This window comes from Streptomyces sp. NPDC001668, assembly GCF_042893155.1.
Classification (GTDB): domain Bacteria; phylum Actinomycetota; class Actinomycetes; order Streptomycetales; family Streptomycetaceae; genus Streptomyces.
This window is the reverse complement of sequence record NZ_JBIAUQ010000001.1, coordinates 1,223,348-1,236,670: the sequence shown is the minus strand read 5'-3', so window position 1 is coordinate 1,236,670 and position 13,323 is coordinate 1,223,348. Positions and strand designations below refer to the sequence as shown.

The 13,323-nt window shown below is 68.2% G+C and carries 11 protein-coding genes; 5 read left to right on the top strand and 6 right to left on the bottom strand.

The genetic code is table 11. The features are described 5' to 3' along the window. Positions 1 to 1,691: type I polyketide synthase (locus tag ACFYZ8_RS05495; protein ID WP_389049738.1), on the bottom strand; the 1,691-nt coding region annotated here is incomplete at its 3' end. A gap of 639 nt (positions 1,692 to 2,330) precedes the next feature. On the opposite strand from ACFYZ8_RS05495, the gene ACFYZ8_RS05490 reads away from it, so the two are divergent. The 4 genes from ACFYZ8_RS05490 to ACFYZ8_RS05475 are packed head-to-tail and all read left to right on the top strand — an operon-like array spanning position 2,331 to position 7,094. Further along, positions 2,331 to 3,410 carry a polyprenyl synthetase family protein gene (locus ACFYZ8_RS05490; RefSeq protein WP_359040569.1) on the top strand — a complete coding sequence of 360 codons (1,080 nt, stop codon included), beginning with the start codon at positions 2,331 to 2,333 and terminating at the stop codon, positions 3,408 to 3,410. Continuing rightward, positions 3,407 to 4,321, top strand: coding sequence for a terpene synthase family protein (locus ACFYZ8_RS05485; protein WP_388535112.1), 915 nt, complete (start codon positions 3,407 to 3,409; stop codon positions 4,319 to 4,321). The genes ACFYZ8_RS05490 and ACFYZ8_RS05485 overlap by 4 nt, the downstream gene beginning before the upstream one ends. Positions 4,322 to 4,334: 13 nt before the next feature. Beyond that, positions 4,335 to 5,705 (top strand): cytochrome P450, encoded by a 1,371-nt coding sequence (locus ACFYZ8_RS05480; RefSeq protein ID WP_388535115.1) that lies wholly within the window; start codon positions 4,335 to 4,337, stop codon positions 5,703 to 5,705. Positions 5,706 to 5,726: 21 nt separating this feature from the next. After that, a complete protein-coding gene (locus tag ACFYZ8_RS05475) occupies positions 5,727 to 7,094 on the top strand; it encodes a cytochrome P450 (protein ID WP_388535118.1) in 1,368 nt (455 codons plus the stop codon). Positions 7,095 to 7,197: 103 nt separating this feature from the next. Here the strand turns inward: ACFYZ8_RS05475 and ACFYZ8_RS05470 are convergent, their stop codons facing one another. The 4 genes from ACFYZ8_RS05470 to ACFYZ8_RS05455 are packed head-to-tail and all read right to left on the bottom strand — an operon-like array spanning position 7,198 to position 11,374. Then, positions 7,198 to 8,835, bottom strand: a complete 1,638-nt coding sequence (locus ACFYZ8_RS05470; protein WP_359034584.1) for a cytochrome bc complex cytochrome b subunit — start codon at positions 8,833 to 8,835, stop codon at positions 7,198 to 7,200. Further along, entirely contained in the window at positions 8,832 to 9,887 is a 1,056-nt protein-coding gene (locus ACFYZ8_RS05465) for a Rieske 2Fe-2S domain-containing protein (protein ID WP_388535121.1), read from the bottom strand. Before ACFYZ8_RS05465 ends, ACFYZ8_RS05470 begins: the two co-directional genes overlap by 4 nt. After that, positions 9,884 to 10,693 (bottom strand): c-type cytochrome, encoded by an 810-nt coding sequence (locus tag ACFYZ8_RS05460; RefSeq protein ID WP_359034581.1) that lies wholly within the window; start codon positions 10,691 to 10,693, stop codon positions 9,884 to 9,886. Before ACFYZ8_RS05460 ends, ACFYZ8_RS05465 begins: the two co-directional genes overlap by 4 nt. A gap of 60 nt (positions 10,694 to 10,753) precedes the next feature. Then, the gene (locus ACFYZ8_RS05455) at positions 10,754 to 11,374 is read right to left on the bottom strand and encodes a heme-copper oxidase subunit III (RefSeq protein ID WP_311714067.1); all 621 of its coding nucleotides are present in this window, start codon (positions 11,372 to 11,374) and stop codon (positions 10,754 to 10,756) included. A 145-nt stretch (positions 11,375 to 11,519) separates the two neighbouring features. Here ACFYZ8_RS05455 and ACFYZ8_RS05450 point away from each other — a divergent pair, with 145 nt between their 5' ends. Further along, complete coding sequence (locus ACFYZ8_RS05450; RefSeq protein ID WP_359034579.1) at positions 11,520 to 11,921, top strand: hypothetical protein; 402 nt, start codon at positions 11,520 to 11,522, stop codon at positions 11,919 to 11,921. 120 nt (positions 11,922 to 12,041) lie between these two features. Here the strand turns inward: ACFYZ8_RS05450 and ACFYZ8_RS05445 are convergent, their stop codons facing one another. Further along, positions 12,042 to 13,304, bottom strand: coding sequence for an Ig-like domain-containing protein (locus ACFYZ8_RS05445; protein WP_359034577.1), 1,263 nt, complete (start codon positions 13,302 to 13,304; stop codon positions 12,042 to 12,044). Between the last annotated feature and the right edge of the window lie 19 nt (positions 13,305 to 13,323).

Here is a 13,323-nt window from a genome sequence, read left to right as displayed (position 1 = left end):
ACCGACTCGGCGAACACCGGCGAACTCTCCAACAGCTCAGCCGCCATCCCCACCCACTGCGAGCCCTGACCCGGAAACACAAACACCACACCGGCATCCCGCCCGGGCACACCACTCACCACATGCCCCGCAGGCTCACCCGCGGCAACCGCATCAAGCCCCGCCAGGAACCCCTCCCGGTCCTCCGCCACCACCACAGCCCGATGCTCCAACGCTGCCCGATGCCGGACGAGCGACCATCCGATGTCCACGGCAGAAGCGTCGTTGGCGGTGACGAACTCCCTCAGCCGTCCCGCCTGCGCCCGCAGCCCAGCCTCGGACCGCCCCGACACCACCCACGGCACCACCCCACCCGGCACCGCCCCCTCCACCACAGCACCCTGGACCTCCGGAGCCTCGACCGTCGGAGCCTCCTCCACGATCACATGCGCATTCGTCCCGCCCACGCCGAACGACGACACCCCTGCCACCAGCGGTGCCTCAGGACGCGGCCAGTCCGAGGGCTCGGTCTGTACTCGCAGGTTCCACTCGTCCAGCGGGATGGCCGGGTTGGCGGTGCGGAAGTGCAGACTGGCCGGCAGCCGACGCCGTTCCAGGGCCAGCAGGACCTTGATCAGTCCGGTGATGCCCGCCGCGCCCTCGAGGTGCCCGACATTGGTCTTCACCGACCCGACCCGCAGTGGCGAGTGCGCCGGGTGCGCGGAGCCGAGGGCCTGCGCCAGGGCCGCCGCCTCGACGGGATCGCCGACCGGCGTTCCCGTACCGTGCAGCTCGACGTACTGGACCTGCGCGGGGTCGACACCCGCGGCGGCGCAGGCGCTGCGCACCACGCGCGCCTGGGCGGTGCGGCTCGGGGTGGTGAGGGTGTCACCGCCGCCGTCGTTGTTGACCGCGCTGCCCCGCAGGACTCCGTGGATGCGGTCGCCGTCGGCGAGCGCCCGGTCCAGGGGTTTGAGGAGGACGAGACCGCCGCCCTCCCCGCGGACGAAGCCGTTGGCACGGGAGTCGAAGGTGAAGCACCGGCCGTCCGGTGACAGTCCGCCGAAGCGGGCCGCGCTCAGGGCGCCGTCGAAGGCGAGGTTGAGGTGTACGCCGCCGGCGACGGCGGTGTCGCACTCGTCGGCGCGCAGGCTCTGGCAGGCCGTGTGGACGGCGACGAGCGAGGAGGACTGGCCGGAGTCGATCACCAGGCTGGGCCCGTCGGCGCCCAGCACATAGGAGAGCCGGTTGGCGATCATGCCACGGTTGAGGCCGGTCAAGGTGTGGTGGGTGACGGCCGAACCGCCGTGCCGCCGCAGGAGAACGGCGTAATCGTCGCTGATGGCGCCGACGAAGACGCCGGTGCGTTGTGCGGAGAGCCGCTCGGGGGTCAGCCCCGCGTCCTCCAGGGCCTCCCAGCCGAGTTCGAGCATCAACCGCTGCTGGGGGTCCATGGCCGCGGCCTCGCGGGGCGAGATCCCGAAGAACCCGGCGTCGAACAGGTCCGGCCCGTCGAGGAAGGCGCCGCGGTCGAGGGCGGGGTCCTGGTCGGTGCCGGGAGGACGGGTCCATCGCCCCGGGGGTACCGGGGTGACGGTGTCCTGGCCCTCCGCGAGGAGTCGCCAGAACTCCTCCGGACTGTTCGCGCCCGGTAAGCGGCAGGCGATGCCGATCACCGCGATCGGACGGTGCTCGGCACGGTCACGCGACACATCAGTAATTCTGGACAATTAGGCACCTTCCCCCGGACGCCTTGAAATCACTTACCGGCCCCTCACCCTGAAGCGGAGCCGGATTCGCACATGAAGAAATCCGGCAGCGCTCGGCACCGGCTCACTGGACGTACACAGCGGCAACAAGGTGCGCGGATAAGAAGAGCATAAAAGCCATCCGAGCCCGCAGCGGCCGCCCGGAAAGGTTGATCAACTCAGCCGAACGTACCCCAGCGTTCTGCCGGGCGCAAGCATGTTCAAACGCCACCGACCCTGGGTATGGACCGCCCGTATGGGCGGTTGCGTGTGAGGCCTCTCACCGTCCCGCCCACAGGAGGAGTCCCTTCCGAATCCGGCCGACGTATGCCTAGACTGACCGGGCCTCACACATGGACGGCCTTTCGGACGGGGGAATTCGAGTGCCGAGCAGAAGACTCTTGCGGGCCTGGAACCGCTCTTTCTGCATGGTGTTCCCGAGATGCAGAGCCGCCGAGCGCTAGTCGCCGGCTGACGCTCCGGGTACGACCACTCCGCTCACCGTCCTTCACGGCATTCGGTCATTCCTGTCGACCCCGCCGATCGAGGCAATCCCCATAAACACGCGCATGGTCAAGACTTCGCCGAAGAGGGGAAAACTCAGTGACAGCACCCTTAGCAAGCCTGGACGTCCTCGAACCGGAAATTATTCGCCGGACGGTGGACGAAGTGCTCGTGGACTTCCTGACGGAAAAGGACGACGCCGCACCCCAGCCCCATCTGCCCTATCTCTCCGGACTGGTCCGGGAGTTCCTCTCCGGCGGTAAGCGGATCCGGCCCCTGCTGTGTGTGACCGGCTGGCAGGCCGTCGGCGGCACCGCGGAGTCCGAGTCGGTGTTCCGGGTCGCCGCCTGCCTGGAGATGTTCCACGCCTTCGCGCTCATCCACGACGACGTGATGGACCTCAGTGACACCCGTCGCGGCCGCCCCACCGTGCACCGCACCCTCGCCACCCACCATGCCTCGTGCCGAAGTCCGGACGAGGTCGAGTGGTTCGGCTTGAGCGGCGCGGTCCTGCTGGGCGACCTCGCGCTCACCTGGTCCGACGAGCTGCTGCACTCGGCCGGACTCTCCCCCGCCCAGCTCGCGGCGGTCCTGCCGCTGGTGTCCCGGATGCGCACCGAGGTGATGGTGGGTCAATACCTCGATCTGCATGCCACCGGTGGCCTGACCGACGACGTCGAGGCCACGCTGAACGTCTGCCGCTACAAGACGGCCAAGTACACCATCGAGCGCCCGCTGCACGTCGGCGCAGCGCTCGCGGGCGCCGGCCCCGAGGCCATGGCGGCCTTCACCTCCTACGCCCTCCCGCTCGGCGAGGCCTTCCAGCTCCGCGACGACCTGCTCGGCGTGTACGGCGATCCGCTGGTCACCGGCAAGTCCCGGCTCGACGACCTGCGCGCCGGCAAGAACACCACGCTGACCGCGCTCGCCCTGCGCGCCGCCGACGAGAAGCAGAACGCGACGCTGCGCCGGCTTCTCGGCGATCCGCTGCTGGACGAGGAGGGAGCGGCCGCCGTCCGCGGGATCTTCGAGGCGACCCGCGCCCGGGAGACCGTCGAGCGCATGATCGACGACCGGCAACGACAGGCACTGAGCGCGCTCGACGACGCGCCGTTCACCGCGGACGCCGTCGGCGCCCTGAGGCGGATCACCCGTACGGCCACTGCGAGGGACTCATGACCACTGAAATCTCCGCCCCCGAGACCGTTCTCCCCGGCATGATGCGCCACTGGAACCAGTGCACCCGGAAGTTCACCGAGGTGTTCGAGCAGCACATCGGGTACATGCCGCAGATGGTGCCGATGACCGATACCGAACTGCGGGAAGTCATCGACGCCTGCAATACCGCGGTGGCGCCTTTCGGGAAGTCCGTCTCCGACGAACGCTGGATCTCCTACATGGATGTCGTCCGGTGGTCGCAGAGCGCCCGCCACATCCGGGACATGGAGGCATTCAAGGCGGTCTGCATCCTCAACTGCGTCACCTTCGTGTGGGACGACATGGATCCCGCCCTGCACGATTTCGACGTCTTCCTGCCCGAGCTGCGCAAGATATGCGAGAAGTATTACGACGAGGACGGTGCGCAATTCGCCCTCGAAGGCGCCCGCACTTTCATCACCAGCGATCACATGTTCCGCAACTCCCCGATAAAGGAAGTGCTCTGCAACACCTCCCCCGAGCAGTACTTCCGATTCCGCGTGACGGATGTGGGCGTCGACTTCTGGATGAAGATGTCGTATCCGATCTACCGTCACCGGGAGTTCACCGAACACGCCAAGTCGAGTCTGGCCGCGCGTATGACCACCCGAGGCCTGGCAATCGTCAACGACTTCTACTCGTACGACCGTGAAATCTCCCTCGGCCAGATCACCAACTGTTTCCGGCTCTGCGACGTATCGGATCAGGACAGTTTCGAGGAGTTCTTCCAGCGGCGCCTGGACGACATCGTCGAGGACGTGGAGTGCATCAAGTCCTTCGACGACGTCACCCGTGACGTCCTGCTCGACCTCATCTACGGCAACTTCATCTGGACCACCAGCAACAAGCGGTACAAAGCGGCCGTGAACAACGTCAACTCACGTATCCAGTAGGGAAACGGGAAACGTGCACCCGAGCAAAGCCCCCGAAACACCCGCCCGTTCCTGGTCGTTCGGCGCCGCCCCGGGGGCGGTCCCGCTCCTTGGGCATGTGCTCGCGCTCTGGCGCCGGCCTCTGGAGTTCCTGGCCTCCCTGCCCGCCCACGGCGACGTGGTCGAGATCAGGCTCGGGACCGCCCGTGCCTATCTCGCCTGCCATCCCGAGCTCGTCCACCACATCCTGGTGAACCCGCGGACCTTCGACAAGGGCGGTCTCTTCGACAAGGCCCGGCAACTGCTGGGCAACAGCCTGTCCGTGTCCCGCGGCGAAGAACACCGGTATCAGCGACGGGTCATCCAGCCGGCGTTCCACCCCACGAAGATCGCCGACTACACGGCCGCCGTGGGCGACGACACCCGTACCGCGATCAGCGCCTGGCGGCCCGGCCGGACCCAGGACATCGGCGAGGCCATGCACGCCCTGCTGATGCGGGTCGCCGCCCGGACGCTGTTCTCCACCGGTGCCGACGAGCGGACCATCGAGGAGGCCCGGTACTGCCTGCGGATCGTCTCGCAGGGCATCTACAAGCGCACGATCTCCCCGCTGGGCTTCCTGGAGAAGCTCCCCACCCCCGGCAACCGGCGCTACGACCACGCCAACCGCAGGCTGCGCGAGATCGTCGAGTCGATGATCAGCGACCGCCGCCGGTCCACGGCCGACCACGGCGACCTGCTCTCCACCCTGCTGCGGGCCGAACACCCGGAGACCGGGCAGCGGTTGACCGACGAGGAGATCCTCGACCAGGTCGTCACCTTCCTCGTGGCGGGCAGCGAGACCACCGCCTCCACCCTCGCGTTCGTCTTCCACCTGCTGGGCGCGCACCCCGAGGCCGAGCGGCTGGTGCACGCCGAGGTCGACGCCGCCGTCGGCGACCGCTCCCCCGTCTTCGACGACCTGCCGAAGCTGGAGTACACCCGCGCCGTCATCACCGAGGCGTTGCGGCTGTACCCGCCGTCCTGGATGTCGATGCGGGTGGCCGCGGTCGACACCCACCTCGGCGGGCACCCCGTCCCGGCGGGCACGCTGGTCCTCTACAGCCCCCAGGCCCTGCACCACAATCCCGAACTGTTCCCGGCTCCCGGGGAGTTCGTCCCCGAGCGCTGGCTGGGCGACAGCGCCAAGGAAGTGCCACGCGGGGCGCTGCTGCCGTTCGGAGCGGGCAGCCACAAATGCATCGGGGACGTCCTCGCCCTCACCGAGACCGCCCTCATCGTGGCCACGATCGCGAGCCGGTGGCGGCTGCGTCCCGTCCCCGGCACCAGCCTGCGCCCGGAGCCGAAGGCCACCCTGGAGGCCGGCCCGCTGCCCATGATCTGCGAACCGCGCCGACAGCCGTGAGACAAAGGGGATGAAGGACCTATGAGTACGAGGACCGCGCGCCAGCCGTCAGCCGCCCGTGACTGGCGTGTCAGCACCGCGCCCGGTGGTCTGCCGCTGATCGGACATGCCCTGCGGATGGGCCGCGGCCCCTTGGAGTTCCTGACCTCGCTGCCCGCCCACGGCGACCTGGTCGAGCTTCGGCTGGGCACCGGTCGCGCCTATCTGCCCTGCCATCCCGATCTGGTCCACGAAGTGCTGCTCAACGCCCGCGTCTACGACACCGGCGGCCCGGTGAAGGAGAAGGCGCGCCCGATCCTGGGCAACGGCCTGATCACCTCCGACTGGGCGGACCACCGCCGGCAGCGGCGACTGGTGCAGCCCGCCTTCCATTCGGCCCGGCTGCCGACGTACGCCGAGGTGATGCAGCAGGAATGCGCCGTCGAGGCCCGGTCGTGGGAGGCGGGCAGGCCCTTCGACGTCAGCACCGCGATGCAGGCGCTGACCGCCCGGGTCACGGCCCGTGCCCTGTTCTCGACCGAGATCGCGGACCGGGCGGTCGCCGAGATCCAGCGCTCGCTGCCGGTCATCGTGCACGGCGCGTACCGGCGGGCGATGGACCCGACCGGGCTGCTCGCCAGACTGCCCCTCGCGGCCAACCGCCGCTTCGACGAGGCACTGACCCGGCTGCACAGGCTGATCCACCGGATCATCGAGGACTACCGTACGGCCTCCACCGACCGCGGCGACCTGCTGTCGGCCCTGCTGTCCGCCGAGGATCCGGAGACCGGCGCACGCCTCGACGACCAGGAGATCCACGACCAGGTCATGACCCTGCTGCTGGCCGGTATCGAGACCACGGCGAGCGCCCTCGCCTGGAGCTTCCATCTCCTCGGCCAAAATCCGGAGGCCGAGGCGGCCCTGCACGCCGAACTGGACGAGGTCCTGGACCGCCGGCCGCCCGCCTACGCCGACCTGCCCCGGCTCGACCGCACGCAAAGGGTGTTCACCGAGAGCCTGCGGCTCTACCCGCCCGCCTGGCTGTTCACCCGGACCACCGTCCAGGCCACCGAACTCGCGGGCCACGAACTGCGGCCCGGCTCCGACATCCTGATCAGCCCCTACGTCCTGCACCACAACCCCGCGCTGTTCCCGGACCCGGAGTCCTTCGACCCCGACCGCTGGCTGCCCGAGCGGGCCAAGGACGTGACCCGGGGCAGTTACCTGCCGTTCGGCGCCGGCAGCCGCAAGTGCATCGGGGACGTGTTCGGCATGACGGAGGCGACCCTGGCCCTGGCCGCGATCGCCTCCCGCTGGCGGCTGCGCCCCCGACCGGACACGACGGTCCACCCGCGCCCGCACATGAGCCTCAGCTCCGGACCGCTCCTCATGGTCCCCGAACCGCGCTGAGGCCACGCCGGGCAACAACGCGGACGGCCCCCGGGAACTTCTTCCCGGGGGCCGTCCGCTGCCCTGGCGGGCGTGGCTTCAGCGCGTGGAAACAGCCTGTGGATCAGTGGTGGCCGTGGCCGCTCGTGATCTCCTTGTACTCCTCGACGGTCGGCTTGGCGATCTGGGCTTCCTCGCCGTAGTACGCCTCGCTCAGCTTGGCGCGCAGCTTCTCGGAGCCCTTGACCTTGCGCTCGACGCCGTTCTCGTCGACCGTGGGGCCGATCTCGGCCGGCTTGTACTGCTCGTGCGCCGTGAGCGTGTGCAGCTGCTCCTGGCTGAGCGGCTCGTGCACCTCGATGAACTCACCGTGCGGCAGGCGCTTGATGATGCCGGACTCGCGGCCGTGCAGCACCTTGTCCTTGTCCCGGCGCTGGAGGCCGAGGCAGATCCGCTTGGTGACGATGAAGGTGAGGACCGGGATGACGAAGAAGCCGATCCGGACGAACCAGGTGATCGCGTTGATCGAGAGGTGGAAGTGGGTCGCCCAGAGGTCGTTTCCACCACCGATCAGCATCACGAAGTACGCGGCCAGCCAGGCCATGCCGAACGCCGTCCGGGTCGGGGCGTTGCGCGGGCGGTCGAGAATGTGGTGCTCGCGCTTGTCGCCGGTGACCCAGGCCTCGACGAACGGGTACACGGCGATGGCCACCAGCACCAGCGGGAAGACCACGATCGGGATGAACACGCCGAGGACCAGCGTGTGACCCGCGAAGTTGATCTCCCAGCCCGGCATCACACGCACGAGGCCTTCGGCGAAGCCCATGTACCAGTCGGGCTGGGCGCCCGTGGACACCTGGTCCGGCCGGTAGGGACCCATGGCCCAGATCGGGTTGATCGAGGCGATCGCGGCGATGGCCGCGATGACACCGAAGACCAGGAAGAAGAAGCCTCCGGCCTTGGCCATGTAGACCGGCAGCAGCGGCATGCCGACCACGTTGTTGTTCGTCTTCCCGGGGCCCGCGAACTGCGTGTGCTTGTGGTAGAAGACCAGGATCAGGTGCGCCACCATCAGGCCGAGCATGATGCCCGGCAGCAGCAGGATGTGGACGGAGTAGAACCGCGCGACGAAGTCGCCGCCCGGGAACTCGCCACCGAAGACGAAGAACGAGATGTACGTGCCGACGACCGGGATCGACAGCAGCACGCCCTCGATGAACCGCACACCGGTACCCGACAGCAGGTCGTCCGGGAGCGAGTAACCGGTGAAGCCGGTGAACAGCGACAGGACCAGCAGCAGCCAGCCGAACAGCCAGTTGACCTCGCGCGGCTTGCGGAACGCGCCCGTGAAGAACACGCGCATCATGTGGACCATCATCGCGGCGACGAAGATCAGCGCCGCCCAGTGGTGGATCTGCCGGATGAGCAGGCCACCGCGCACGTCGAAGGAGATGTGCATGGTCGAGGCGAAGGCCTCGGACATCAGCTGTCCCTGCAGCGGGACGTAACTGCCGTGGTACTCCACCTCGTTCATCGACGGGTGGAAGAACAGCGTCAGATACACACCCGTGAGGATGATGATGATGAAGCTGTACATGCACACTTCGCCCAACATGAACGACCAGTGGTCGGGGAAGATCTTGCGCATGTTGGCCTTGGCCAGGGAGTAGATCCCGAGCCGGCCGTCGGCCCAGTCGGCGACGCGCTCGCCGGCCGGTGCCTTCCCGCGTGCGCGGGACTCTGAGGTCTCTGTAGTGCTCATCCGCGCTCCCAGAATGCAGGACCGACGGGCTCCTCGAAGTCGCCGCGCGCTTCGAGGTAACCCTGGTCGTTCACGCCGATCCGCAGCTGCGGCAGGGCGTGACCGGCGGGGCCGAAGATCACCCGGGCACCGTCGGAGAGGTCGAAGGTGGACTGGTGGCAGGGGCAGAGCACGTGGTGCGTCTGCTGCTCGTACAGGGAGATCGGGCAACCGACGTGGGTGCAGATCTTCGAGTACGCGACGATTCCCTCGTACGACCACTCGAGCTCGCGCTTGTCCTTGATGTTGTCCGGCTGGATGCGGACGATCATCAGGGCGGCCTTGGCGATCTCGGTCTGGAACTCCTCGTCGTGCTCCTCCAGGCCCTCGGGCTTGGCGAAGGTCAGCGAGCCGACCTGGACGTCGGAGGGACGCAGCGGCTCGTTGGTGTTCATGTTGACGAGCTGCAGGCCCTTGCGCCACATGGTGTGGCGGAGCTTGGTGCCGGGCAGCGGACCGAGGTCCCGCAGCAGCACGACGCCGGAGAGCGGGAACAGGGCCAGCGCGCCGAACATCGTGTTGCGGATCAGCTTCCGACGGCCGAGCGCCGACTCCTTGGCACCCTGCTTGAAGTCCGCGTGGACCTTCGCGCGGACCTCGGGGGACGCCTCGATCGGGTGGCGCTCGTCGGCGATCTCCTCGTCGGACATCAGGGTGCGGGCCCAGTGGACCGCGCCCGCGCCGATCGAGAAGAGGGCGAGACCGAGGGTCAGGCCCAGCGCGAAGTTCAGCGCGTTGATGTGCCCGATCGGGAAGACGTAGATCGTCTTGTCGTGGGGGACGCCCACGTACGAGGCGATGAACCCGACGGTGGCCAGCATCGACACCGTGAACAGCATGGCCACCACGCGCTCGGACCGCTTGGCGGCCCGCTCGTCGATGTCCTGCACCCGGTGCTCGTGGGGCGGGAGGCCGGGGTCCGCGAACGGGTTCTTGTCGTCCGCGACGCCTACCGCGCCGTGCGCGTCCTGCTCTGCGGGCAGGTTCTCTTCTGGAATGTCTTGGCTACTCATGACTTCTTGGCCTTTGCGGTCCGAGCGGCGACCCAGACGGCGACCGCGATCAGCGCGCCGAGGCCGAAGATCCAGGCGAACAGGCCTTCGGAGACCGGGCCGAGACCGCCCAGCTCAAGGCCGCCGGGGCTCACGGAGTCGTCGCCGTTGACCGCGTTCAGGTACGCGATGATGTCCTTCTTGTTCTGCTCCGACATCGTGGTGTCGGGGAACGACGGCATGTTCTGCGGGCCGGTCTGCATGGCCTCGTAGATGTGCTTCGGGCTGACGCCCTCGAGGTCGGGTGCGAACTTGCCGTGGGTCAGGGCGCCACCCTTGCCGGTGAAGTTGTGGCACTGCGCGCAGTTGGTGCGGAACAGCTCACCGCCCTTGGCGATGTCGGCGCCGTCGGGGCCGTACTGCGCCTCGGTCGGGACGGACGGACCCGAGCCCAGGGAGGAGACGTACGCGGCCAGCTGGTCGATCTCGGCCTGCGTGTAGATGACCTTCTTGCGCGGAACCTGCGCACCCGGCTGCTGGGCCGGCATACGGCCGGTGCCGACCTGGAAGTCGACGGCCGCGGCGCCCACGCCCACGAGGCTCGGACCGTCGGAGGATCCCTGACCGCCGGTGCCGTGGCAACTGGCGCAGCCTACGGCGAAGAGCTTCTTGCCCTCGTCGATGGCCAGGGACTGGGCGGTTTCATCTGCCTTCGCCTTGTCCGCGGGTGCGAACACGGCGTACAGCCCCCCGGTGCATGCCAGCGCGAGGAGTAGGACGACGAGCGCCGCCAGCGGATGGCGTCGTCGTGCGGAGAGCTTTTTCACGGATTACCCCGGTGTCAGGATCTTCTGCGTCGATGCTTGCGATGTCGGGAGCGGGCCCGGCTACTTGATCAGGTAGATCGTGGCGAAGAGGCCGATCCAGACGACGTCGACGAAGTGCCAGTAGTAGGACACGACGATCGCCGCGGTCGCCTGCTCGTGGGTGAACCTCTTGGCCGCGTAGGTGCGCCCGAGAACGAACAGGAACGCGATGAGGCCGCCCGTCACGTGCAGGCCGTGGAAGCCGGTGGTCAGGTAGAACACCGAGCCGTACGGGTCGGAGGAGAGCGAGATGCCGTCCTTCTTCACCAGCTCGGTGTACTCGTAGATCTGACCGCCGATGAAGATCGCGCCCATGATGAAGGTGATGATGAACCAGCCCCGGAGCTTCTTCACGTCACCGCGCTCGGCGGCGAAGACGCCGAGCTGGCAGGTGAGGGAGGAGAGCACCAGGATCGTGGTGTTCGTCGCCGAGAACGGCACGTTCAGGGCGTGCGCCATCTCCTTCCAGTGATCGGGTCCCGTCACCGATCGCAGGGTGAAGTACATCGCGAAGAGGGCCGCGAAGAACATCAGCTCGGAACTCAGCCAGATGATGGTTCCGACGCTGGTGAGGTTCGGCCGGTTGACCGACGGGTGCGCGTGCCCGGTATCTACTGTCGTTGCTGTCGCCACGACCGACATTATGTCGGTCGCTTATCCCGCCCTCACCCCGGGGGGTGCCGTTCGGAGTGTCTTGCTGCTCCATACCGGTGTTGACGTGGTGTTCAAGGGAGTAGCATCCGGCCCAACGGGCCTGTCCTTACGACGCTGACGTCACGGAGGAACAATGCAGCCGACCGCCACGGTGCTGGTCTACAGCGACGATTCCAACACCCGCGAGCAGGTGCGGCTCGCCTCCGGCCGGCGGCCGGCTCCCGACGTCCCGCTGGTCGAGTTCCTGGAGTGCGCCACGCCCGCCGCGGTGCTGAAGGAGCTGGACAGGGGCGGGATCGACGTCTGTGTGCTGGACGGGGAGGCCGTGCCGATGGGCGGCATGGGCCTGTGCCGGCAGATCAAGGACGAGGTGTTCAACTGCCCGCCGGTGCTGTTGCTCATCGGGCGGCCGCAGGACGCGTGGCTGGCGACGTGGAGCCGGGCGGAGGGCGCGGTGACGCATCCGGTGGACCCGGTGGAGTTCGCGGCGGCGCTGGCTTCTTTGCTGCGGGACCGGAAGGCCCTGAGCGCCTAGGGCCTCGGGAGCCTCTGTTCATCGGCGACTGCGGGCTCGTCGTGGCTGGTCGCGCCCACGCGGCGGTAGCCGCAATTTCGATACAGCCCCGCGGCCCCGGTAGGTCCAGCGAGCCCCGGTCTAGACGCTCTCCGGCCTCAGCCTGGCCATCTCCGCCGGGGTGGGGCCGTCCGGAGTGCCGGCGACCAGCGCGCTGCCGTCGCGCCACTTCTTCCAGTCCACGTTCCAGTCGCCGAAGCCGTTGCCGAACGGCTCCATCGTGTCGCCGTCCGAGTTGATGACCTTGACCACATCTCCCTCGTGGACCGTGTTGAAGAACCACTCGGCGTTGGACGTGCTCATGCCGGTGCAGCCGTGGCTGACGTTGGCGTAGCCCTGGGAGCCGACCGACCAGGGGGCGGCGTGGACGTACTCGCCGCTCCAGGTGACGCGGGTGGCGTAGTAGACCGGGAGGTCGTAGGAGTCCGAGGAGCCCTCGGCGATCCCGATGCTGGTGCCGCGCATACGTACGAAGTACTCCTTGCCCAGCACGACCTTGACCCCGTTGCGGGTCTCGAAGCCGGGCTTGCCGGTGGTGACCGGGAGCTCGTTGATGACCTCGTCGTTCTTGTACACCTTCATCGAGTGTGACGCGGCGTCCGTCACGGCGATGATGCGGTCGCCGGTGGTCAGCTTCAGGGGCTTGGCCTTGCCGCCCCAGAGCCGGTCGCCGATCTTGATGCCCTCCAGGTCGCTGCGGACCTGGATCGTGGCGTGGGCGGGCCAGTACTCCTTGGGGCGGTAGTGGAGTTCCTTGTCGTCCACCCAGTGCCAGGCGCCCGGTACGGCGGGCGTGGAGTCGACTCTGAGGGCACGCTCGACGACGGCCCGCTGGGCCTTGTCCTTGACGGGACGGTCCAGCTTGGCGGTGACGGGCTGGCCGACGCCGTACGTGCCCGACTTGGGGCCGAAGGTGACGTTCAGGCGGGTCTTGCCGAGTGGTTTGCTGGTGTCGAAGTCGAGGACCTTGCGGCCGGGTGCCCCGTCCTCGTCCTCGGTGCTCACCCGGACCGTGTAATGGGCGTTTGCGGCCAGCGGGGAGGTGCTGCGCCAGCGGGTGCCGTCGGCGGAGAGTTCGCCCGCCAGATAGCGACCGGTGGCGTCCGTGGCGATGACGTCGGTGATGCGGCCGTCGTCGTCCTCGGCGGTGACCTCCAGGGGCTTGTCCGGGTCGGCCTTCTTCCCGTCGCCCGAGGGCGCGTTGAAGGCGATCTGGTCCGCCGCGTCGTACGGCGCCTCTGCCAGCGGGTTCCCGTCGGACCCGCAGGCGGAGGCGCTCGCGCCGAGCGCGATCACCAGCAGGCTGCAGCTGACGACGGTGCGGGTACGCGGTGTGTGGTTCATGACTTCACGCTAGGAAGCG